17 protein-coding genes and 1 other RNA gene are annotated in these 22,031 nt (G+C 56.5%); 15 read left to right on the top strand and 3 right to left on the bottom strand.

Annotation, left to right across the window (positions count from 1 at the left end; translation table 11 throughout):
• Positions 1-81: 81 nt before the first annotated feature.
• Entirely contained in the window at positions 82-1,437 is a 1,356-nt protein-coding gene (locus P0D52_RS09410) for a cytochrome P450 (protein WP_394692402.1), read from the top strand.
• A gap of 31 nt (positions 1,438-1,468) precedes the next feature.
• Here the strand turns inward: P0D52_RS09410 and P0D52_RS09405 are convergent, their stop codons facing one another.
• The 3 genes from P0D52_RS09405 to P0D52_RS09395 form a co-directional block, all read right to left on the bottom strand.
• Positions 1,469-2,533: a hemolysin family protein gene (locus P0D52_RS09405; RefSeq protein WP_394692401.1), complete on the bottom strand. Its 1,065-nt coding sequence runs from the start codon at positions 2,531-2,533 to the stop codon at positions 1,469-1,471.
• A gap of 125 nt (positions 2,534-2,658) precedes the next feature.
• Positions 2,659-3,022: a transfer-messenger RNA gene (ssrA, locus tag P0D52_RS09400) on the bottom strand.
• 16 nt (positions 3,023-3,038) lie between these two features.
• Positions 3,039-3,923, bottom strand: coding sequence for a DUF3667 domain-containing protein (locus tag P0D52_RS09395; RefSeq protein WP_394692400.1), 885 nt, complete (start codon positions 3,921-3,923; stop codon positions 3,039-3,041).
• 97 nt (positions 3,924-4,020) lie between these two features.
• On the opposite strand from P0D52_RS09395, the gene P0D52_RS09390 reads away from it, so the two are divergent.
• From P0D52_RS09390 to P0D52_RS09325, 14 genes are all read left to right on the top strand, one after another.
• Entirely contained in the window at positions 4,021-4,494 is a 474-nt protein-coding gene (locus P0D52_RS09390) for a helix-turn-helix domain-containing protein (RefSeq protein WP_394692399.1), read from the top strand.
• A gap of 281 nt (positions 4,495-4,775) precedes the next feature.
• On the top strand, positions 4,776-5,333 hold the full coding sequence (locus P0D52_RS09385; protein ID WP_394692398.1) for an Ig-like domain-containing protein: 558 nt from the start codon (positions 4,776-4,778) through the stop codon (positions 5,331-5,333).
• A complete protein-coding gene (locus tag P0D52_RS09380) occupies positions 5,330-5,794 on the top strand; it encodes a hypothetical protein (protein WP_394692397.1) in 465 nt (154 codons plus the stop codon). The genes P0D52_RS09385 and P0D52_RS09380 overlap by 4 nt, the downstream gene beginning before the upstream one ends.
• Positions 5,795-5,796: 2 nt before the next feature.
• Positions 5,797-12,798: an RHS repeat-associated core domain-containing protein gene (locus P0D52_RS09375; RefSeq protein ID WP_394692396.1), complete on the top strand. Its 7,002-nt coding sequence runs from the start codon at positions 5,797-5,799 to the stop codon at positions 12,796-12,798.
• A 2-nt stretch (positions 12,799-12,800) separates the two neighbouring features.
• Entirely contained in the window at positions 12,801-13,376 is a 576-nt protein-coding gene (locus P0D52_RS09370; protein ID WP_394692395.1) for a hypothetical protein, read from the top strand.
• 411 nt (positions 13,377-13,787) lie between these two features.
• Positions 13,788-15,659 (top strand): secretin N-terminal domain-containing protein, encoded by a 1,872-nt coding sequence (locus P0D52_RS09365; protein WP_394692394.1) that lies wholly within the window; start codon positions 13,788-13,790, stop codon positions 15,657-15,659.
• Positions 15,643-16,527, top strand: coding sequence for a general secretion pathway protein GspK (locus P0D52_RS09360; RefSeq protein WP_394692393.1), 885 nt, complete (start codon positions 15,643-15,645; stop codon positions 16,525-16,527). The genes P0D52_RS09365 and P0D52_RS09360 overlap by 17 nt, the downstream gene beginning before the upstream one ends.
• Positions 16,448-18,133 carry a GspE/PulE family protein gene (locus tag P0D52_RS09355; protein WP_394692392.1) on the top strand — a complete coding sequence of 562 codons (1,686 nt, stop codon included), beginning with the start codon at positions 16,448-16,450 and terminating at the stop codon, positions 18,131-18,133. The genes P0D52_RS09360 and P0D52_RS09355 overlap by 80 nt, the downstream gene beginning before the upstream one ends.
• The gene (locus tag P0D52_RS09350; protein ID WP_394692391.1) at positions 18,133-19,311 is read left to right on the top strand and encodes a type II secretion system F family protein; all 1,179 of its coding nucleotides are present in this window, start codon (positions 18,133-18,135) and stop codon (positions 19,309-19,311) included. Before P0D52_RS09355 ends, P0D52_RS09350 begins: the two co-directional genes overlap by 1 nt.
• Positions 19,308-19,703, top strand: coding sequence for a type II secretion system protein (locus P0D52_RS09345; RefSeq protein WP_394692390.1), 396 nt, complete (start codon positions 19,308-19,310; stop codon positions 19,701-19,703). The genes P0D52_RS09350 and P0D52_RS09345 overlap by 4 nt, the downstream gene beginning before the upstream one ends.
• Positions 19,703-20,161: a hypothetical protein gene (locus P0D52_RS09340; protein WP_394692389.1), complete on the top strand. Its 459-nt coding sequence runs from the start codon at positions 19,703-19,705 to the stop codon at positions 20,159-20,161. The genes P0D52_RS09345 and P0D52_RS09340 overlap by 1 nt, the downstream gene beginning before the upstream one ends.
• Positions 20,161-21,045: a hypothetical protein gene (locus P0D52_RS09335; RefSeq protein ID WP_394692388.1), complete on the top strand. Its 885-nt coding sequence runs from the start codon at positions 20,161-20,163 to the stop codon at positions 21,043-21,045. Before P0D52_RS09340 ends, P0D52_RS09335 begins: the two co-directional genes overlap by 1 nt.
• Complete coding sequence (locus P0D52_RS09330) at positions 21,042-21,554, top strand: GspMb/PilO family protein (RefSeq protein WP_394692387.1); 513 nt, start codon at positions 21,042-21,044, stop codon at positions 21,552-21,554. Before P0D52_RS09335 ends, P0D52_RS09330 begins: the two co-directional genes overlap by 4 nt.
• Entirely contained in the window at positions 21,551-21,982 is a 432-nt protein-coding gene (locus P0D52_RS09325; protein ID WP_394692386.1) for a hypothetical protein, read from the top strand. The genes P0D52_RS09330 and P0D52_RS09325 overlap by 4 nt, the downstream gene beginning before the upstream one ends.
• Positions 21,983-22,031: the final 49 nt, after the last annotated feature.

Raw genomic sequence — 22,031 nt, 5'->3', positions numbered from 1 at the left:
CAACGATGTCTGGATTGTCGCACTGCTATTTTTTCGCGATGCGCTAGATTGGGTCACACCGTAAAAAAGGCGCGATTTCCCGTGACAGCCGAAACCGATTTCATTCCGCCCATGCCCGAACGGCAACGACAACCTCTGGGTTTGCTTGGTACAGCAAGGGTTCTGCGCCATTCGCCTGTCGAGATTCTCCCCCAGGAGGCGTTTCAGTTCACGCGCATTTCCGCGCCTTTTCTGGGCCGAACGGTCCACACCCTTTCCGGGCCGGAAGAGATGAAGGCGGTTTTGCACGATGACCCGGATGCCTGGCGCAAGTCGCCCCTGATCCAGCGCATGCTGCGCCCCATTCTGGGCGAGGCGATTCTGACCGCGCATGGCGATTGGTGGAAAATGCAGCGCAAGGCCATGCAGCCGGGCTTTGTGCGCCAGCGCATCATGAATCTGGTGCCGGCCATGTCGGAGTCGGCAGCCTTTGCGGCCAAATCCATTGCTGATCAGCCGAAAGGGGAGGATATCACCCCGGCGCTGAACCGCGCGGCGCTGAGCGTGATCGAGCGGGCCCTGTTTACCGAGGCCAATGATTTTGATCGCGGTCAGATACGCTCTGCCATCGAACTGGTCTTTTCCGAAACCGGACGGACGCGGTTTTCCGATCTCCTGCCTTTGCCGGAGACCACGCCGCGCATTCTCGGGCCAAAGGCGCTCAAGGCGCGCAAGATTTTGCGAGAGGCTGTGGGCGCGGAAATCGCGGCCCGCCGCAAATCGGGCCAGACGCGCGAAGATTTGCTTCAGCTGATGCTTGATGCCCGGACCGAGGCCGGCGAGGCCGCCCTGACTGACACCGATATCCGCGACAATGTGCTCAGCCTTGTCATTGCCGGGCATGAAACCACGGCCATCGCCATCGGCTGGGCGCTGTACATTCTGGCCTGCCGCCCGGATTGGCAGGACAGGGTGCGCGCCGAAGCAAAAGCGGTGTCCAGCGGCAGCTTTGCCGCCGACGATGTCGCCAGCCTTGTCTTCACCCGGCAGATCATCGACGAGACCTTGCGGCTCTACCCGCCGGCACCACTGGTCGGCCGTCAGGCCATCCGCGACACACAGATTTGCGAGCGCTCGGTGAAGAAAGGCGATGTCGCCATCATCGCCTTTTATGCCCTGCACCGGCATCATCGCTATTGGGACAATGCCGATGCATTTGATCCCGAGCGGTTCAATCGTGACAACCGGCCTTCCGATCCCTGGCTCTTCAAACCCTTCGGCGGCGGGCCGCGCGCCTGTGTTGGCTCGGTCTTTGCCCTGACCGAGGCGGTCGTCATTCTCGCGACTCTGGTCCGCGATCTGAAATTCAGCGTTCCGGACGGATTTGTGCCGCGCCCCGTCATGACCGTGACTTTACGCCCGGAAGACGGCCTGCCTTTGCGGGTTGAAGCGGCGTAGCGGCAGGCGTCTGACGCCAGTCGGCTCTATCCTACTTCTTTCCGAGGCTTTCCGGATCGATCCCGATGGCCTGCATGCGATCACGCCACCGATTGCGGGCCAGCGCCTGCATGTCGTCGACGCGGTCCAGCTCGTCCGTGATCTCGAAGCCGATCAGGGTTTCAACCACATCTTCCAGTGTGACGAGGCCCTGCAGCGTCCCGAATTCGTCGATCACCAGGGCAATATGGCTCTTCTCATGCATCAAGCGGTCGAAGGTCGTCGACGCGCTGGTCGTGTCGGCCAGAACAACAAAGTCGCGCCGGAAATCGTTCAGTGTCGTGGCGAACTCGTCCCGCGCCTGCGCCACCAGCAGATCGGTTTTCAGCACATAGCCGGTTATATCGTCGAAATTCTTGTCAAAGACGGGAATGCGCGAAAACGGGTTGTCCGAATGCTTCGCGAAAAACTCCTGTACGGTCATATTCGCGCCGGCAGCGAAAACCACCGGACGCGGCGTCATGATGTCCCGCACCGACAGCTTGCGCAGATGCAGGAGGTTGGTGACGATGTTGAACTCCTTGCTTTCCAGCGCGCCTTCTTCGGCCCCGATTGCGGCCATTGCCGAGAGCTCGTCGCGGCTGAAGGTCTGGGCGTGTTTCCCCGACGACGACAACAGCCGGGTCAGCCGCTCCGACAGCCAGACAAAGGGGAAGAGCAGGCCGGTTAGCGCCCGGATGAGGATCGCCATCGTAGGCGCCAGTGCCTTCCAGTGGGTCGCGCCGAGCGTTTTGGGAATGATTTCGGACACCACGAGGATGAGCAGGGTCAGCACGGCGGACGTCACCCCCAGCGAATTGCTGCCGAAGACAACAGCCGCCTGCGCGCCGACACCGGCGGCGCCGACCGTGTGGGCAATCGTGTTGGCCGTCAGAATGGCGGCCAGCGGACGATCCAGATTCTCCCGGATTTGTGAGAGGGCCCGCGAACCCGTGCCGCCTTTTTTGGCCAGAGCGGCCACATAGGAAGGACGGACGGACAACAGCACGGCTTCGGCCATGGAACAGAAAAAGGAAACAACCAGTGCCAACAGAAGATAGAAAATCAGGAGTGTCATGGGCCTCGCCGGATCTACGGAAAAGATCCGGCGCTTTGCCGGACCGTTGAATGGAAGACAGATATAGCGGCGCTCCGGCCACATGTCTGCCCGGCCCGTTGGGGGTGCGCCATAAGGGGAAGGAAAGTGGGGGCTTCTGTTGCCAGGCGCCCCCGGACCCCGCCTGAGCTTGCTATGGGCTCAGGACTTTAAAGCGAGATACTCGCACCGCATTACGCGGCGAGAGCGACCTCTTCAGCATAGTTGTCGTTTGCAACTACTAAAACGGGCATTTAACGGTACCCATGCGAACGAAAGTTACGTCTTTAGCTGCCTGTCGATCCTGATCAGCCCCATAAATCCAGCACGTTAGCGAAGCGCCGGGGGAAATTGGTGGAGCTGCCGGGAATCGCACCCGGGTCCAGTTCAGTTATTACACGCACCATTTATCGTCATAGTCGGCGAACCGACAAAGCCAATATAGGCATGATTGGCGTGAATTTGAAGTGAAGAGGGCGGTGACGGGCTAGATTGTGGTAAAAAGGATCAGCCCGATGGCCACCAAGATGGCGCCGGAGGCATAGCCGAGCAATAGGGGAATGAGCCGCAAGACCCCGCCGAGCCAGCTGGAGCCGTAAAACCCGCGATCAAAAAGCAGGATCATGGCCGCCATCAGCAAAAGGGTTGCAATCGCCAGCCCTAAACTGGCCCAAAGCGGCAGCGGCAGGTAGATCGCGGAAATGATGATTGCCGCAAAGGGCAATAAAAGCGCCGCGTGGAAATAGAGGGCATGGACGGCGTGTTCTATCACGCGTCGCCGGGGATGAAGAATGGCGCTCAACAAAGCGAAGACGACAACCATCAGGATCATGGCCTGACTGGAGGCGGCGGCCGCTCTTTCCTCCACGACATCCGGATTGTTCATGGCCAACAGCACCAGTTCCTGAATTTGGCTGGAGACGTTGTTTGCTTCGGCCTGAGCCAGAACCTGCGCCTGCATGTCCTCGCTGAGCAAGACGGGAGCCTCCTCCCGAGGCGGCTGGAACATGGTGATGAACAGGCCGGCCTCGCCCGCCTCATCCGCTGTAATGTTAACCGCAACAATCCGTATTTGCGACACGGCCATCGCGGCGAAGAATAGAAGACTGACTATCAGATAGAGCCGTATGGGCGGCGTATAGCTGCGCCGGCGGCCGTCGACGAATTCCCGGGCCACCCGGCCGGGCCGGAAAAACAACTGCCGGAAGGTGGTGAGCAACCGGCCATCCCAGGTGAAAATGCCGTCCAGCGCCTCGGTAAAAAGGCCGATGATCGGACGCTTGAGCTCATCGCGAGATTGCCCGCAGTTCGCGCAAAAGTCGCCATTGAGCGCCGCGCCGCAATTGGCGCAGGCTTGATCCGCCGCGGGCATATCTGAATTGGTTTCCGTCATCCCGGCGGGCAGGATAGCCCGCCCGCCGGTCAATGACGAGAGACTTGTTCGACAGGCCTAGGACGGCGCGCCGGTCATGCAGAAAACATTCAATAGGCTAATCTTTTTCCCCCGGCGCAGAATTTGCCTTGTGGCGGAACAGCACGTCATTAATTCAGTGCAACAAGAAGGCGTGGGCAGGAAATTATATGAGAAACGTTTAGAGCTCGGCCTGAGCAAGAAGGCGCTCGCCAAGGCGCTTGAAGTTAGCAGTGAAGTCATAGGCTTATGGGAACGCGGAATACATCGACCGCGGGTAAGCCAAATGCCCGCCATAATTTCTTTCGTGGGTACGTCAGAGTGGTTGCCTAAAGGAGACCTTGCCAACCGCCTATATCGGGTACGGTGTGTATTGGGATGGCCACAAGAAAAACTGGCTTCGTATCTAGGAGTCTCAGCAAAGACCGTTGCTCTAATGGAAAAAGGTCAAAAATCAGCACCGCAACTTGTTCGCACGGTATCCGAAGGGCTCAAATTACTGGAAATGCGGGGCGTTGTCGGCTCCCAATAGCGTCCGATGACGCCAAGCCCATATTCCCCATTGGGCGGCGGAATTCAAAACGAGCTGCAGCAATCGACCCTGAAATATGGTATTTCAAGTTGAATAAGGCGTTCGCTTTCTCTGTGATTGACGTGATCGATAAGTACATTGTTTTCGTTTAAATAATAGTTCGCAACCGCCCACCTTGGCGATTGGTTTTCCACAAGACACGTAACCCTGACGCGAATATTTATCTTGAATTCCCCACCGAGTTGCACTGATCTGATTGCAATCTCTGTGGGAGGAGCGTTATGCGCTTATTGGTCATTTTGGCGATGGCTTTGGCTTGGCTTGCGAGCTCGTCATCGTCGGTAGTTGCCCAGGAATTGGTGTGTTACGATTATGATGGCACTGGGCGACTGGAACGCGCCACACGCGATGATGGATCGCGCCTTGATTATACAAACGACGATAATGACAACCGCACGCAGCTAGCGCGCACAACGGGTGCGTCCACAAGCTGTGCAACGCCCACGGGGGCCGGACAGGCTGAGTCGGGTGGCGGTGGGCAGAGCAATCAGGCGCCGACAGCCAACGATGATACCGGCTATTCAGTGTCCACGTGGGGAACGATTTTTATCGCGGTTCTTGGCAATGATAGCGATCCGGAAAGCGATCCTCTAACGATTACTGGCGTGACGCAGCCGGCCGGCGGATCAGCGTCAACTAATGGCTCGACCGTGACGTATTTTGCGCCGGGCACATCGGGCTTTTTCAATTTCACTTACACGATTTCTGACGGCAATGGCGGCACGGATACAGCGACCGTCTACGTCACTGTGATTGGCGGGGGAGGACCACCTCTATGATCATCTCGACACTGGCTGCCATGGCGCTGAGCTTTTCTGCGCATCAAGACGCCTCCGGGGCAGCGGAAATGCAAATGGAGTTACCGCCACCGCCTGAACCGCCCGTCATTCTGGATCGAAGCGAGCGCCGTGCCCGGCCTCTGCGCGACCATGTCATTGACCGGGCAACGAACCTGGAACGCGTGGTTGATCAGGATGGCAATCCGGTTGGCCGCTGGCGCCGGGAGGAAGGGTGTGTTGCGGAGCGATGCGCCAATGTCGTCCGGGATAGCGAGACTGGCGAGATTGCAGGGTTTGATGGTGAGCTACAGGGCGGTTTTGTGAGGACCGGCCGGGGTGACGAGATCGTCCGGTTTCGACTGACGCCTCAGGCGCGTGAGGCGCTTCTCCAGCAGCGCCGCGAAGCCCGAGAAAATCAAAGTGATGACAATCGCGGCCGGAATGGGCAAGGCGGGGAATGAAGATGATACATACTTTTTTGAAAGCCGCCGTCTTGACAGCCGTTCTCGCCGCAGGCGCCGCGAGTGCTCAAACGCCTGCATTGCCAAGTGGAACGCCTGTTTGGACAGGCTCGAATGGTGTTGCGCCGGCATTTTACTATGACGCGCCTCAACTAACACCGCTTACAGGGGCTTCATCAGCGCCAACATCATTTTCCTCTGGAACGGTTCTGACGCGCGATGCCGAACTGGATCGGCTCGCCGAGGCGCTCGATAATGATATCGACCGTATTTTTGAATATGTCCGCAATCATATCGAGACGACGCCAACCTTCGGCCTGTCAAAAGGGGCATATGGTGCCATGCTCGATGAAGCGGGAAATCCCTTTGATCAGGCACATTTATTCGTCGAACTGGCGCGGTCGGCAGGCTATACAGCAAACTATGTTATCGGCGACATCTCCCTGACGCCTGCAGAGTTTACAAGCTATTTTGGACCATCATCCATTCGAGGCGCATGCGAGCTTCTGGCTTCTGGCGGTATTCCGGCAACCGTGCCTGGCGTGTCAGGAAATAATTGTGCAACCGCTTCGACCGGAGCTTTGTCTGGCAATGTTGTCATGCGTCATATTTGGGCGCGCGTGAATGTTGGCGGAACAAACTACGATTTTGATCCCAGCCTTAAACCGCGAGCCTTTCACGCCCGCAATGATACGGTTTTGGCCTCGCTACCGTCGGGCAGCACGCTGCGCTCCAACTTTGGCGGAACTCGCTCTGTTACATCGACGGGGTCGAGCGTTTACGAGATTGATGGATATAGCTCTAGCGCTTCATCCAATATTCGCTCCAGCCTGACCGGGGCAGCCGCCAGCCTTAGAAGCGCGATTGAAACGGCCGAAGCTTCAAATGAAACCGCTTATGCGGGGACAGCTCATGCGATGAGTGTATCAACGCACACCCCGCTTTCGATTGAAGAGGTTGTCGGCGGGTTTGGCGATATCGAACCTGAAATTATCACTCATACCAATCAGGGCATTCGCAATACGGCCCATCCGGATCTATCAACAACTTACGGATCACCGTTGGCTGAAATTCCCGATGCTTTTCGAAGCTGGGTGCATATTCGCGTGTATATGTCGATGGGTGGATCTTCGCCTGAGATGACCGTCTCGCGTCAGGCCGCAGAGTTAGCAAGCCGCCGGATCATGTTATTTGCCGAAAACATGATCTGGGATGATCATGATGCCAACACAGTCACCTTGACGCTCGACGAACAGGTCATGACAAAAAATGGCGGCGGGAATGCTGCCATCACATTAAACCTTGCCTCCGGACAGATTGGCTTGGAAGTCCAGGCTTTTGTAAATGTCGCCGTCCACCACCCCTATTATGGTGGATCGTCTGGCGCGCAGCGATATTCGCGTCCGATCTATGATTTTATGGTCGATTCCATGGCGCCGAATTTTATCATGTTGGGCCTCGGGGATCGCGGAAATGGCGCTCAACTTCGCAATACCAGCGCGCTAGTGGGGGGTGGGCGGTTGACCTGGGCAGCAGCCAATTATTGCCCGCCAATAGGTGACTGTTCTCCGCCGCCAGAAGATATCATCAGCATTAGTGGCCGGGCTAATTCAGCCCTTGAAGCTGGCGAGGGATTCTTAACTGCCGCCTCACAAGCTACCGATATTTATGAAGGCCTTGCTGAGGGCCGAGCCATTGAACATCACCGTGTCGGGATTGCCGGTGTTTCGGTTGATGTGTCTTCTAATTCCACCGGAACTGTCAGCGTGTTGGCCGGTAGCCAGGCCTTTTTGAGTTTTGCCGGCCAGACGGGTTTTGCTCAGCGAGACGCAAATTCTAGAGGCCGAAGCACATTTGCGATTTCGAACGCTTCTGCGCTGGCGGCTCTTGAACAGACCCAGATCCGCTCTGTAACAGATGCGCCATCGGTCAATGGCACCGCTTCCATGTTTGACTGGTTTGTCAGCCGTTCATCGACAAGCGAGGTATATGGTGGGGCAACGGGCGATCTTCAGCTTCGTTTCATCGAGGCTCTGCCATCCAATCTTACGACGGCAGATAATTTTCTTTGGAATGGAAGCCTGGGCGTAGACCTCTCGACGTCCGAATATGCGGACTTCACCGTCGTTTATCCGCAATCCTTACGCATCGGTCCGGCGCGCGATTCTGTCCGGACGGGGCTCGAATATACGCCGACGGGAAATATTTATGGCACGATGTCTTGCGTGCCCAATTGCACAATCGAGGACTTTGATACCAGCCAAGCCTATGCGACGCGCGCACAGGGCTATATTGGTTATCGTATAGCGAGCGATGGATCTGTCGCTGTTGCGCCTATTGCGGACGGCCGCTTGAAAGGCTCTGGGGCTGCCAATTTTTCCGAGACGATTGCAACTCCGACCGCCGACCGTGAAGCGCTGGATGAAGCATATGAAAGCTGGGCATCCAGCTTTAGCGTGGATAATCGCACTGGCGGTGTGACGGTGACGCCGCCGCCGGACATTACAACGGGTGCGGGTGGTTATCCATATTCCCTTAATTTTCAACGCACTTATTCCTCAGACGGCGGCGGCTCGCCTTTAGGCACTGGTTGGACGCATAATTATGATGTCGAGCTGCGGACCGGTACAAATATGGACACGGCGCTTGGCGGCGACAGTCCACATCAAGCACTGGCCATGATCATTGCCGCTGAATCAACGATGCGGTTGATCGAGACTTCTTCAAATTACAGCGTCGATACGGTTGTTGCTCAGCTGGTTCAGCACTGGTTTTCAGATGAAACGTTCGACAATGAAGCCCGCATCCGCCGTGGCCATTCTCAGGAACGTTTTTTCCTTCAACCCGACGGGGTCTGGCAGGCCGAAGCCGGGTCAAACGCTGCTCTGACGCGCACGGGATCGATATTCACCGAAGCCAACCAGACAAACTGGCCTATTGGCATAGACGCTCAATGGGCAACGCTCGTGGCGGGTGGTGGGTATGGGCTTGAGGTTCAAGACCCTGGTTTTAGAGTTGTCCAGGAAGTTTATGACCGGCGAAACTGGGAATTTACTTACGTTTCTGCTAATGGGGTGATTGAAGAGTTTGAGGTTGTTTTCGGCGGCAACTTGCCCGCTGATCCATCGGTCACTCAGCCACTTGAGGCGACGCCCGGTGTGGCCCGCCGTTCTTCAACAACATTCCCTACCGGTATGGTGGTTTCCTATACCTATGGGGCCAGCGGCGATATGACGGTGTCATCCAATGCGCCGTTCAGCCGGCAATTGGATATCGATTACTCTGTCGGCGGCCTGGACGTTTGCGACGAGAACAACCGATGCGTTGATTTCACAATCGGGTCTGCCGGCTCCCTGGCATCTGGAAATCAAAATCAACCAATCCTGCTGACCGCGACGAACTTGATGGGCAATACAACCAGTTATGCCTATGACGTTATTTCTGCGAGCCCCAACAATAACGCCCCCTTTTACCTGGTAGGGGAATATATTCGTCTCACCGATATTTTCCTCCCGCATGCACCGAGCGCCGCTTTCGTGTCTTTTGACTATGATGAGGATGGCCGCATTCTCACCGCCACCAATGGCGAAAGTCAGACGACAGAGTATCATATCGGAGCCGGTGCCCGCGCCCTGACCCGAGATCCATTAAGCTGGGAAACATTTAACTTCTACAATCGCGATGGCCGTAATTTCATCACAACTGATCAGGCCCATGTGATGAACTACACCGAGTTTGACGCGGCAGGCCGTCCGGTCATGCAAGGTCGAAGCTATGACCTCTACGACCCGGATATTCATTACACCTATACGCGCACCTTTTATGATGAGTATGGCAATTCGGTACTCAGTCGTCAGCTCACACAGACAAATTCCAGCGGCAATCACATCGTTGATTATTCGCTTGTCGGGGCGGGTTATATCGACGCTGTCGCCGAATATGGATATTCAGCAACGATTGGCGGGCATTCGGTTTTCAACTCCTTGCCAACACGCGCCTATGACGGTGCGGGCAATATGTCCGAGACCTGTTACCACACCAGTCAGGGCGGCAATTGTAGCGGTTTCTCTGCGAGCCATGATGGTTTGCCGCGGTTGACGCTTGGGCCATCCGGCGAGCGCACCGACATAACCTACACAAGTTATGGCCGGGTCAACACGACGGTTACACGGGTCGATGGCTCGCATAACCGTCAGACTACACGCACCTATCATTCCGGTGATGGCCTTCCGCAATACATGATGGTGCAGGATGTGAGCTATGGCTCGGGCCAAACGCTTACCACGACATTTACCTGGGACAATGTCGGCAACCTTCTCACTGTCACTGACCCCACCAGCCGCCGGGCCCGCGGAACGTATCGCGCCGACCGGCGTTTAACCCAACTCACTGGCGCCGATCATGATGCGGCCACTGCTTCGGTCTCTCGCTTTCGCTATGACGCCTCTAGTCGTCTTCAGTATGCAGATATTGCCCGCACCGTTACTGGCTCGGCTGGTAATTTGAGCGGCTCTGACTGGAATACAACCGAGGTTCGATACCGCGCATCAGGGCGGATTGATCAGATCATCGACCCCGACGGCGATATCAGAAGCTTCCTTTATTATGCGAATGGTCTGCTCAACTCCGATTATGACGGCACCACGCATAACGGGACTGCGCGGCGCGATGTCTTCACCTATTATGGAAATGGGCAGCCTTTCTGCACGGTTGCCGGATATGGCACGGCAGACGAGCGCGAGCCTCGCGCGACCTGGCGAAATGAACTGGGCGAGACCTATCGCTGGTTTGGCGGAAACTATATCCGAGACCCCGCCCAGCCCAATGATGATATCGGCGATATCAATTGCCGCACAAACTATCTCGATCCTAACACCGTCATGTACACCGACGAATACCGGCGTCCCTACCGGATGGATTTTCCAATTCCCGATGGCTCAGGTGGGTGGATAGGTGACCCGTTAGAGTGGGATTATGATGCAGCCGGAAACCGCGCCTTTACCATCACGCGCGCCGGTCAGATGCATAATTTTGAATACGATGCGTCCAACCGCAATACACGCTCCGTCTATCCAGAAGGCGATATGAACTTTGCCTATGATGATACCGGCGCCCGGACCCGCGCAGAATGGGATGAAGGTAATGATGATCCTGGCAATGGTATCACCAACACCGAAAGCGCCACAGATTATGAGTATGATTTCGCTGGTCGTCTGACGCAGGAAACCCAGTCGCGGCCCGAGTTCAATCAGCATCTGAATGTTGGCTATGAATATGACAGTGCGGGCAATCGCACCGCCATCATCTGGCCTGATGGCTGGGTGGCGCGCTATGCCTATGATGGGGCGGGTCGCTTAACGTCCGTCTGTGAAGACGCGGACGCAAACGGCACCTGCGAGCTCACGCTGGCGGTCTATTCCTACGATACGCTTGGCCGGCGCACCCGCGTTGATTTCTTCGGCGGTGTCGGCACGGGTACGTCCTCGATTGATTATGCGTTTGAGGCCGATGGTGATCTGGTGCGTCTCGATCACGGTATGTCTATTGGCGGGACGGCGACCACCGTGACCTTCGCGCATGATTATGACGAGGCCGGGCGATTGACGGCCACCGGCGTCAACCAAAACGGATGGTTGTGGAGTGCCGGCGGATCTGCTTGGTCACGTAACTTCACCGTTGAGCCTATCAACGATCGAGTGCTGGGTTGGGCGGGTCATGATGGTCAGGGCGGCTTCCTTTATGATGGAAACGGCAATCTTTCCAATACGCCATACCGGGCCATGTTCCACGACTCGATGAACCGTATGACGGCCATCGCTGGAGCCGGATCACAGGGCAGCGGCACAGATGGTGGCTGGCGGCAGGCTATGGGCCCCGCAGCCTCTTCCGCCTTCCTCTATGACCCGGATGGGCGGCAGATCGTTCGCACCTCCAGCGTAAGAACCAATCTTCGCTATGCTTATGCGGGCGACATGGTGATTGCAGATATCGTCGATGAAGGCGCAAATGCGGGCCGGATCATCCGGCGCTATGTTCCGGGCGTCTCGGTGGATGAACGCGTGGTGATGATCACCACAAATATGACGACCTGCACCACGTTGAACGGATCAGCGACTTATGGAGGCTCGGTCTGCGCCAGTCTGATCTATGAGGCCTATCACGCTGATCGTCAGGGCAATGTTATCGCCATGGTCAACTCATCGGGCGCAATGGCGGCGCAATATGTCTACACGCCTTATGGTGTGGAGGAGCCGTTCAACGCCTCCGGTAATCCATACCGCTATACCGGGCGGCGTCTGGAGGCCGAATGGGGCATCTTCAACTATCGCGCTCGCTACTACGATCCGGCTCTCGGGCGCTTCTATCAGACCGATCCGGTGCTCTATGCGGATCAGTTCAACCTCTACGCCTATGTCGGGAATGATCCGTTGAATGCGACGGATCCGAGTGGGAAGTGTAGTACTGATGCGGATGGAAATCGTGTTGGCGTGTGTGGCACCGGTCCTATTGCAACAGTTATTCTAGAAATTACCAAACTATTATCACCAGAAACGGCTGCTGCGGACGCGTTGGCAGAATCTCAACGGGTACATGTCCCCTTTTCTTTTGATGCAACTCAAGTTGGAAGTGTTGTCCGCCCGATAGTGGATGGCGAAGGCAACACCGTTTATCAGAGTGTGCAAATTGGCGGCTCAAGCCCCCCGGTTGAAGCGGTAAACACCGAGACCGGCGAGACGATATCGTACTCGCTTGGACCGATTGAATCGACGGCCCATGAGGTAGGCGGTCATGTTCTTGACAATCTTTCGGGACCGCGCCAATCAGGTTATAGAGATCCAGATACACCTAACACTGAGGTGAACCCGCTGGACGCAGAAAATAATTTGCGAAATTTTCTCGGAGTTCCTGTAGAACGTCAAGTTTATGATGGTTCCCCACCCATGTCCGTGACCCCATCTGGCCCAGCGCCACCCAAAACCATCAATGATTTTCTGGGAGATTGACGATGAAATATGCACTTATTTCCGCATTTCTGTGGGTTCCTGTTTTTGGTTTGCCGACTTCTTCCGAACAGTCGATGAGAACATATGAGTTGGTTTCGCATTGCGATTTCTATCAATATCGAAGGTCTCTTTCTGACATGCTGAGGGCAGGTGATGACGCCTTTCTTGTTCGACAATCTTCGCGCGAAGTTTCGGCAGCTTTGGGAAGTGTAGGCTTTGATGTCATCGAAACCTATTTTGGGGAAACGCGCGGTGAAATTGACATCTTGCGGGCCAACCCAAGCGATCCAGCTGCAGCAATTGAATTCACATATTCGCGATATGATGCGCATGTTAGTCCCTCTTTTTTTTGGAATTATGCCAGCCGACCAAACACATACGGGTATTCCGGACGCAGCAGTTCAGATTGCAATTTGATCCCAGTAACTTTGCCGGATCAAGATTACATTGTAATAATGGAAGATGGGAAATTCACGGTTTTCGAGCCGGTTCCAGAGGGAGAGAGCCCACTGAAACGTTGGCTGGAATATTATTCCGAAGAAATTAGGGGCACCGTCAGAGGAGCATGGTCAGATTAAACGGCCTTGTCAGATAAAAGCCCGGTTGAGCAAGGAGTCGGGCTTTTGTAGCTTATTTGGATGAAAAACCCATTTCGCTACCTCAAGACATCGCCCGAGGTTATCCGCCTTGCAGTGATAGGTTTGTTCAGTTTCCTTTGTTGCTCACTGATACTCCGCGCTCATCCCCCACAATCACCTGTGCACAACGCCGCAGCCTGCAATTGAATAAATTTGGCGGTCGCGATTAGCTCTTACCTGGATGGGTTGCGCGTTTAGTGACGCAGTTTCGCAGGGTGGATGTGTATGCAAATTCGTGAACGAGCAGGTGTAAAGTATGCGGTAGCTAAGCGCCTCACCTCAGTTTCGATTGGCCTGGCATCGCTCAGCCTGCTGGCGGCTTGTTCCACGCCGTCAACGCGGACATCGCCCATGAGATCGCTTGGCTATGAGGCGACCGATACGAGCACCGAAACCACCACCCAAAGCCAGAACAATATCGATACTCGCCCCTCCCAATCCGATCTGTTCCGCGCTACCGGCAATGGCCGCTTTCTCGACACTCAGCGCGCGAGCCAAGCCTATACTGCGACTGGTCCGGATGGCATTACGCTGGCGTTTGAGAATGCGCCAATTGCCGAGATCGCATCGGCGGTCTTGGGCGATATTCTCGGTGCACAATATGTGATCGATCCACAGGTTTCCGGCAATGTCACTTTGCGTTCCGCGCGTCCGGTTGCACCGTCTGATATTCCCGCAGCTCTGGACCGCGCTCTACAGCTGTCCAATTTTCGCCTCGTTGAAACATCCGATGGCACATACTTCATCACGCAACGTAATCGCGCGCGAGAATTTACCAGCGGTCCACGACTTGTGGGTGAAGGCCTGCCGCCCGGCTTTGGTCATGTCATCGTTCCTCTGGAATATGTGCCGGTTGAGGAAATGCGCCGCTTGCTGCAACCCTTCACATCCAACGGCGGAACAGTTTCGCTCGCCGATGCGCAACGCCAAATCCTGATCCTGTCGGGCGATCCCTCCCAGCTGGAAGTGATGCTGGAAACCATCGCGCTCTTTGACGTTGATTGGTTGTCGGAGATGTCTTTTGCGCTGTTCCAGCTCGATCATACCGACCCGGTGGATCTGATTGACGAGCTGACCACGCTTTTTGGCGGGCCGGATGGCCCGATTGGCTCGCAGCTGGAATTTGTGCCTTTGCCGCGCCTTAACGCCGTGGTGGCCATCGCGCAGCGATCCTTCCGCATAGAACAGGCGGGGGCTTGGATTGAGCGTCTGGACGTGCGCGTTGATCGCGGTCGCCGGGTGCGGGTTTTGCAGCTGATGAATGCAGATGCAGAGCGCCTGGCCGAGCGTCTGTCCAGCCTGTTTTCCGATGGCGATGGCGCGAGCAACATCACCATTGATGCCGACCCCGATGCCAATGCACTTTTGATTATTGCCGATGAGGAGACGTTCAGCGCCATTGCCGAGGCGGCGGCCTCTCTCGATGAAGCGCCCGATCAAGTCTTGATCGAGGCGATGATTGCCGAGGTCGTGCTCAATGATGATCTTCGCTACGGGGTGCAATGGTTTCTGGATACGCGCGATGGGGGCCGCGCGACCAGTACGGATAATTCTGGCGGCGGGGTTGGCGCGCGCTTTCCCGGTTTTGCCTACACGTATAACTCCGATTATGTCCGGGTCGCGCTGAGTGCGATTGCTTCAGTCACCGATGTCGAGATCATCTCCTCTCCCCAAATCATGACGCTGGATAATCAGTCCGCCAGCCTGCAAGTGGGTGATCAGGTGCCCGTCGTCACCCAGAGTGCAGTGTCGATATCTGATCCAAATGCACCCATCGTCAATTCGGTCCAGTTTCGCGATACCGGCGTTGTCCTGAACGTCACACCCCGGATCAGCGCCAATGGCATGGTGCAGTTGCAGGTCTCCCAGGAAGTGTCTTCGGTCGCCGAAACCACAACATCGGGTATTGATTCCCCGACCATCCAGCAGCGCCAGTTTGAAAGCACGGTCTCGGTGCGCGATGGTCAGACGGTCGCGCTCGGCGGATTGATCTCTTCTACCCGGACGCTTTCTCAATCGGGCGTGCCGTATTTGCAGGACATGCCCGTGCTGGGAAATCTGTTCCGGGACAGAACCGACACGGTTCGGCGAACCGAATTGATTATCTTCCTCACCCCGCGCGTTATCCGCTCGAATGAAGATGCGGCAGAAGCCACGCGGGCCATGCGGGCGCGTCTGGAGCGCTTGCAGCTTTCCGGCTTTGGTGATGACGAAGCCAATTGATCCGATGGGCGACCCTCGGCGGGGTGCAGCGCTGATTTCTGCGCTCGGTATATCGCTGACCATTGCCGGCATTGCGATCATGATGATCCGCCTGTCCAGCGATACCGCTTATGAAGAACGACAAGCGACCGAGCGCCTATTGGCGCGAGCAGCGCTTGATACAGCCTTTGCTCAAACCGTGTTCGAGCTGGGCGGCGATCAGCCCCGGTCACAGCCGCGGATTCTGAGTGAACCTTTTATGGTCGAAACAGACCGGGGACCGGTGCAAATCATCCTGACATCGCCCATGGCGCGTATTGATCTCAATACTGCCTCACCTTTTGTGCTGGCGACCCTGCTGGAGGCTGCGGGGGCCGAGGGTGATGACGCCAATGCCATTGCAGATGCCATAGCCGACTGGCGCGATGCCGACGATCTGGTTCGCCTGAACGGGGCGGAGGAAAACGAGTATCGCAGCGCGGGTCTGGAAGGACCGGCCAATGCGGTTTTTCGCAATGTTGAAGAGATGCGCGATGTTCTGGGTGTTACGCCCGAGCTTGCCGATTGCCTGATCCAGCATTTGACCATCGCGTCCGGACAATCTGCGCCGCAATTGGACAGCGCCTCGCCCTGGCTCCAGGCCGCCTTCGGGTATACCGACCAGTCAGCCGAAAATTCAGCACCGCTCCAACTTTCCACCGGCGGCGTCTATGAAATGACCCTGATCGAACAGCGCGATACAGGTTGGGCATTCGAGATGTTTGTGATTTTCCGTTTGTCGGGCGACAACTCCGATCCAATCTGGATACATGAGCACGAATTTCGAGCCCATGCTGCCCCGATCGACGCCTGCCCTGCCATTGAAACCGATGAGCGTTCATATGGTTGAGGCCAGCAGCCATAATCTGGACAGCCTGTTGCTCGATAGCGGATTGTCGCCCGAGGCGTTGCGGCGCGCAAAAGACGCGGCCCGGCAATCAAAAAACAGCCTGCCCATCGTGATCAGCCGGTTGGGTCTCTGGCCGGACAGCAAGGTGGTTGCGGCGCTGGAAACGCTGTCTGGACTGTCAGCGGTGAAGGCCGATGATTTGCCGGCCGCACCCATTGGCGACGTGATCAATCCCGCATTCCTGAAATCTCGGCGAATATTGCCGCTGGCCGAAGATGATAACTCCATCGAGGTCGCGCTGGTTGATCCTGCAATCTCGGACGCGATACCAGGCATCGCATTCGCGAGGGGTAAGGCTGTCATCGCCCGTCTGATCGGTTTTGATGACTGGCGGCGCGCGTTTGAACGTCTCTATGGAGAAAAGGTCGAGATTGATGGCGGGGCAGGCCGAAAAGGCGCGCGCTGGACCGATGATCAGGCGGGCTTGAAGGATCTCAACACCGATGCACCAGCCGTTCGTCTGGTTGAAAGCCTTGCCGCAGAAGCGGTCGATGCCCGGGCGTCCGACATTCATATTGAGAAGAAAAGCAATGGCGGCCTTATCCGCTTTCGTGTGGATGGACGATTGCACGATCATGACCGTCTGTCGGGTGACCTCACGGATCGGGTTATTGCCCGTTTGAAGGTATTGAGTGATCTTGATGTATCAGACCATCGCCGCGCTCAGGATGGGCGGCTGACGATCTCGGCACGCGGACATCCGGTTGATGTGCGGCTCTCTATTATCCCGTCAGCCTGGGGTGAAGGGGCCGTCATCCGCCTGCTTCATCGCTCGGACATAGCGCTTGATTTTGCAGCATTGGGATTTGCACCCGAAGAGATTTCTCGCGTTCGGGCGGCTATCGACAGGCCCCAAGGGTTTTTCCTTGTTTCAGGCCCGACAGGCGGCGGTAAAACCACCACGCTGTATGCGGCATTGAACACGTTACGGTCGCCGGAAAAGAAAATCGTCACGGTTGAAGATCCGATCGAGTATTTCTTTGAGGATATTCATCAGACGACAATTGATGAAAAAGCCGGGCTGGGCTTTGCCCAATCGCTACGCGCTTTCCTGCGTCATGATCCCGATGTGATCCTGGTAGGAGAAGTTCGCGACGCGGACACCGCCAAAACGGCTGTGCAGGCTGCTCTTACCGGGCATCTGGTCTTATCCACCCTTCACGCCAATGACGCAGCCTCTGTGCCTGCGCGCCTGATCGAAATGGGCGTAGAACCCTATCTGATCGCCTCCACTCTGACAGCCGCGACCGCGCAAAGACTGGTTCGAAAACTATGTGCGGCCTGCAAAGAACCGGTCTCATCGGCTTCGTCCGAATTTAAACCCGTCGGGTGTGCAGCGTGTGGCGGAGCCGGATTTACGGGGCGCTTGGTGATTTCTGAAACGCTGGAGATATCTGAGGCGGTGCAGGCCCTGATCCGGGACCGTGCGCCTATCCCCGATTTTAGAAAACACATCATATCCGACATGAGGGCCGATGGGTTTGCCAAGGTCGCGCTTGGAAAGACGACACGTGAAGAAGTCTTGCGCGCGTTGGAGGCAAATTGATGGCGTGGCGCTACACGGCGCGTAGTCCGGAAGGGCGGCGCTTGTCCGGGCTTCTGGATTTGTCCGATCGTCAGCACGTGCTCGATGAATTGCTGGCGCGGGGTTTGACGCCCTTGTCGGTCAAGCCGGTCAAGAACGCGACGGCAGCCTTATCCTATGAACGGTCCGCGCGGCTGGCAGGAGAGTTGGCGCGGCTATCAGCCTCGGGTCTGCCGTTGGAAACGGCGCTCTCACTGGCTGCAGATATTGAACAGCACGGTCCGACCCGGGCGGCGCTCGATCAGGCCGCCCGAAAGCTGGGCGATGGTGCAGGTCCGGGTGCGGCTTTTGATGCGCTGGAGGGATCGGCAGGCAAAGTGCTGGCGGCAGCGATTCGAGCCGGCGAGCGCAGCGGTGACTTGTCAGAGGCGCTTCGCTCTGTGGCACCGGTGCTCGCTTCGACGGCCCAGTTCAGATCCCGGTTCGCCACGCTGATGCTTTATCCGGCGGCTGTGTCCGTCACATCCTTTGGCGTTCTGGCCATCTTTTTTCTGTATGTGCTGCCAACGCTTCGGCCTGTATTAGAGCAAGCAGGTGAATTCACCGGGAGTGCGCGTGTCCTGTTTGCGATTTCGGACGCCCTGCCGCTTATGATCACAATACTGACTATTTTAATGGCCGGCGGACTTGTTCTGTCGCGCTTTCCCGACGTGAAGGCTTTCTTGAGACATCTCCGGGACCGGATATCGCTATCGCCGATAGGCCTTGGACTTTCAAAGACCAGCGAGACGGCACTCTTTGCACGCCTTTATGGTGCGCTGATTGCCTCCGGGGCTCCCGCAGCGGAGGCGATATCAGAAGCGGCTGATGCGCTGTCAAACACCATTTTGAAAGCCCGCCTGAATGCAGCGGCCGAAGAAGTGCGTGCGGGTGGCACACAAGCTGATGCGCTGGCTGAAGCGCTAGGTGAAGACGATCTGATCGCCCGCGCCACCCGGATTGGTGATAAAGCCAGTCTTGCCGCCCCGCTGATACTCGAAGCTGGAAATGTACTCGTCGATCGCGCAGGCCAGAAGCTGGAGCGTGCCGCAGCGTTGGCTGCGCCATTGATCATCATCATTCTGGGCGGCGTCATAGGCGCTATTGTTGCGACCGTCTTTTCGACGTTGGCCTCATTGCCAAACACGTTGACTCAATGAGCGCAGCTAACTGCCAGCAGAGGGATACCAGGTCGGGCGTTACTCTCATTGAAGTGCTGGTGGCGCTGATGTTGTTATCGATTGCCATTGCGGGTGCATCGCCTGTGGTTTCATCCTCTTTGATCCGGATGGAAAACGCAAAGAATGAAAGTCTGGCTCGTCGCCTTCTCAATGAGCTTTTGATTGCCGGTGAGGCAGGAGAGGGACGTATTGACGCCGCAGAGGGGCTTGTCGGAGAGTGGCGGGTAGTACGTCAGGTATTAGATTCCGGGCGGGTGGCGTCAGCGCCTGTTCGTCTTGAAGAAGTCAGGGTTGAAATCCAATGGCAACGGGGAAATCGGACAAGACTGCTCAGCGCGAGGCGGCAGATCATCGTGCCGGATTCTCGCTAATGGAGGTACTGATTGCTTTGAGTTTGACCGGGCTCGTTTTCCTGCTGGCGACAGATCATATCGGCACGCTTGTCCGAGGATGGTTTCAGATGCGCGAGCTTCGCAGTGATCTGACTGCGATACGCGAAATCGAGGCTGTGCTGGCCGGTTTTGCCGATGAGGTTGATGGGCGCCTGCTTGAGCAGACGAATGGTACACAAACGTTGCTGACGACGTCTGATCAAGGTCTTCTCCTTGATCCGGATGCCCGGTCGCTCGTCTGGAACCGGCAAATTCCTGTGACGATCTCGCTGCCGGAACCAGCGTCCGGTTGGCGGCTGGACTATGATGAAGCGGCCGCGAGCATATTCCTGAAGGATGGTGATCATTCCATCGCGTCAGCCAGGCTGCAGGGGCGTATACCCTTGCCATGTTCCTATGATGCAATCTCTCGACGTTGTCTCGGGGCCGCCAATTGATGGACCAGTGGAACCCCATGACCGGAGGAGCAATCAGGGCGATTGATGCAGCGTTTGGTGTTCTTGAAGATGCTCTTGAATGGGCGCTGTCAATGGTCGGCCGGGCGCCGCTCCGCCGACATGTGCTAGACCTTGATCAAGGTGCAGCCTTCTTTGCAGATGTAAGCTTGCCTACAGATGATCCCGTTGAAGCAAAGGCCGCGATTGCATATCAGATCGACCGCCACGCTCCCGTCACTCCTGAACAATTGATACATGGATTGGTGACCGCCGAGGGCGACGGAAATTGGCATGTCGCGATGGCGCGAAAAAGCGAACTGGAAGCGCTTGTCTCAGGCAGGAAAGCCGAGGGCTTTCGCATTTCTTCGCCAAGTGGAAAGCACGTTTTGCTTCGCTTGCCGGAGCAGAGCGCCCGTTGGCGGCGCAACTGGGTTGCCCGTATCGGTATGTTGCTCATTCTGGCATCTTCGATCTTGCTGTTTCTTTTCAGCGTCGAGAACTGGCTCGACCGTCGGAATCAGGCGCTGCGAGCACAGGAAACAGCCTATATGTCTCAGGCTGTGACATTGAGAGAGCAACTGGATGCGGCTCAAAGCGCGGAGCCAGCTACTACGTCTATCTCAATTCCAGAGATTATTGACCTTCTTGGCAGGGTGCATAACGCCAAACCCGACAACTGGCACTTGCGTCAATATCAATGGTCATCGGACCGGTTGACGGTCGTTTTCGATGAGAACACACCTGTCTCTGGTGCCCCGGCAGAGTTTGCTTCTGCCTTTCGCTCTGCACTGGGCACGAACGAGCTTGCATTAACCCGCCAGACTGCTGGTGCAGGCCGGTCACAGATCCGGTTAGTGGCAATGCTGGATGGAGGTGCGCCATGACGCTCGCAACACTGCGCCGCGCGACTGTTATATTGGTGCTTGGCCTTCTTGTTTTGGCAGCGCTGTCGGCGGCGATCACAAGCATCGCCAGCAGCGTCTCCAGCTATTCCTCTTCATCTAGCGATGCTCAACGATTGGATGGCCTCACCACAATCGTTGCAACGCTGGAGCATCAGCGTCAGGAAATAAGCAACCAGCAAATTCGCCAATCGATTCCGGCAGAAAGCGCCTCAGTGGCTTCCAGTCATATGCAAACGACGCTGCAGGCAGCGGTCGATGAAGGCGGCGGTGCCCTTCTGAGCGTGCAGGGCAGTCCAGCAGGCGCGATAATTCGTTTGCAATGGCTTTGGCGGGGCGATGAGAGCGAGATGCGCGCAATGCTGACAGCGCTCAACGAAGCAATGCCAAACCTGGAATATGAACAGTTCCAACTTCGACGCGTGGAAATGGAAAACGAGCCGTTCTTTGAGATTGATGCCATCGGGTATCAGGGCTGGCGGCCGGAATGAATTATCGCGCGACTATGATCATCTCGTCAGCATTCGTTCTCGCAGCGGCTGGCATTTACGTGATGCCTGTCGGCGTAACAGAAGGTGACCTTCCCTTAAGTGAGAATGTCAGTGCTTCAGAGGTCGCGTTGGCAGTTCCGATTGTCTGGCCGACCGAAGAGCTAATTGGCCCCAATGCTGAGGTGCAGACACGTACCCAACAAGATGCCCCGCCGCCACCACCGCCGCCACGTGAGCCGCAGATTTCGCTTTTAGGCATAACCAGAGACGGTTCAATTGACCGCGCGTGGGTGCGTGTGGATCAGCAGCCCGCTACCGGATTGAGCGTGGGAGACGAAGTCGAGCGGTGGATGGTCGCCCAAATACAAACGACGAATATAGTGCTGGTCTCCGGCGAAGAGCGCCGGGAGCTACGCTTGTTTGAATAAGAAAGATGATTCCCTATTGTATGAGAAGTGTCGCCTAAAGCGGATTGTT

Origin of the sequence: Hyphobacterium sp., assembly GCF_043584775.1 — a bacterium.
Taxonomy (GTDB): domain Bacteria; phylum Pseudomonadota; class Alphaproteobacteria; order Caulobacterales; family Maricaulaceae; genus Hyphobacterium.
The sequence above is the reverse complement of the archived record's forward strand: the minus strand, read 5'-3'. Positions and strand labels throughout refer to the sequence as shown.

Excerpts from the sequence above, each read along its gene's own strand:
- P0D52_RS09360 (WP_394692393.1), top strand. The coding sequence starts at position 15,643 with ATGACGAAGCCAATTGATCCGATGGGCGACCCTCGGCGGGGTGCAGCG.
- P0D52_RS09340 (WP_394692389.1), top strand. The coding sequence starts at position 19,703 with ATGGAGGTACTGATTGCTTTGAGTTTGACCGGGCTCGTTTTCCTGCTG.
- P0D52_RS09345 (WP_394692390.1), top strand. The coding sequence starts at position 19,308 with ATGAGCGCAGCTAACTGCCAGCAGAGGGATACCAGGTCGGGCGTTACT.
- P0D52_RS09380 (WP_394692397.1), top strand. The coding sequence starts at position 5,330 with ATGATCATCTCGACACTGGCTGCCATGGCGCTGAGCTTTTCTGCGCAT.
- P0D52_RS09350 (WP_394692391.1), top strand. The coding sequence starts at position 18,133 with ATGGCGTGGCGCTACACGGCGCGTAGTCCGGAAGGGCGGCGCTTGTCC.
- P0D52_RS09390 (WP_394692399.1), top strand. The coding sequence starts at position 4,021 with ATGCAGAAAACATTCAATAGGCTAATCTTTTTCCCCCGGCGCAGAATT.
- P0D52_RS09370 (WP_394692395.1), top strand. The coding sequence starts at position 12,801 with ATGAAATATGCACTTATTTCCGCATTTCTGTGGGTTCCTGTTTTTGGT.
- P0D52_RS09325 (WP_394692386.1), top strand. The coding sequence starts at position 21,551 with ATGAATTATCGCGCGACTATGATCATCTCGTCAGCATTCGTTCTCGCA.
- P0D52_RS09395 (WP_394692400.1), bottom strand. The coding sequence starts at position 3,923 with ATGCCCGCGGCGGATCAAGCCTGCGCCAATTGCGGCGCGGCGCTCAAT.
- P0D52_RS09405 (WP_394692401.1), bottom strand. The coding sequence starts at position 2,533 with ATGACACTCCTGATTTTCTATCTTCTGTTGGCACTGGTTGTTTCCTTT.
- P0D52_RS09330 (WP_394692387.1), top strand. The coding sequence starts at position 21,042 with ATGACGCTCGCAACACTGCGCCGCGCGACTGTTATATTGGTGCTTGGC.
- P0D52_RS09365 (WP_394692394.1), top strand. The coding sequence starts at position 13,788 with ATGAGATCGCTTGGCTATGAGGCGACCGATACGAGCACCGAAACCACC.
- P0D52_RS09375 (WP_394692396.1), top strand. The coding sequence starts at position 5,797 with ATGATACATACTTTTTTGAAAGCCGCCGTCTTGACAGCCGTTCTCGCC.
- P0D52_RS09385 (WP_394692398.1), top strand. The coding sequence starts at position 4,776 with ATGCGCTTATTGGTCATTTTGGCGATGGCTTTGGCTTGGCTTGCGAGC.
- P0D52_RS09355 (WP_394692392.1), top strand. The coding sequence starts at position 16,448 with ATGAGCACGAATTTCGAGCCCATGCTGCCCCGATCGACGCCTGCCCTG.
- P0D52_RS09335 (WP_394692388.1), top strand. The coding sequence starts at position 20,161 with ATGGACCAGTGGAACCCCATGACCGGAGGAGCAATCAGGGCGATTGAT.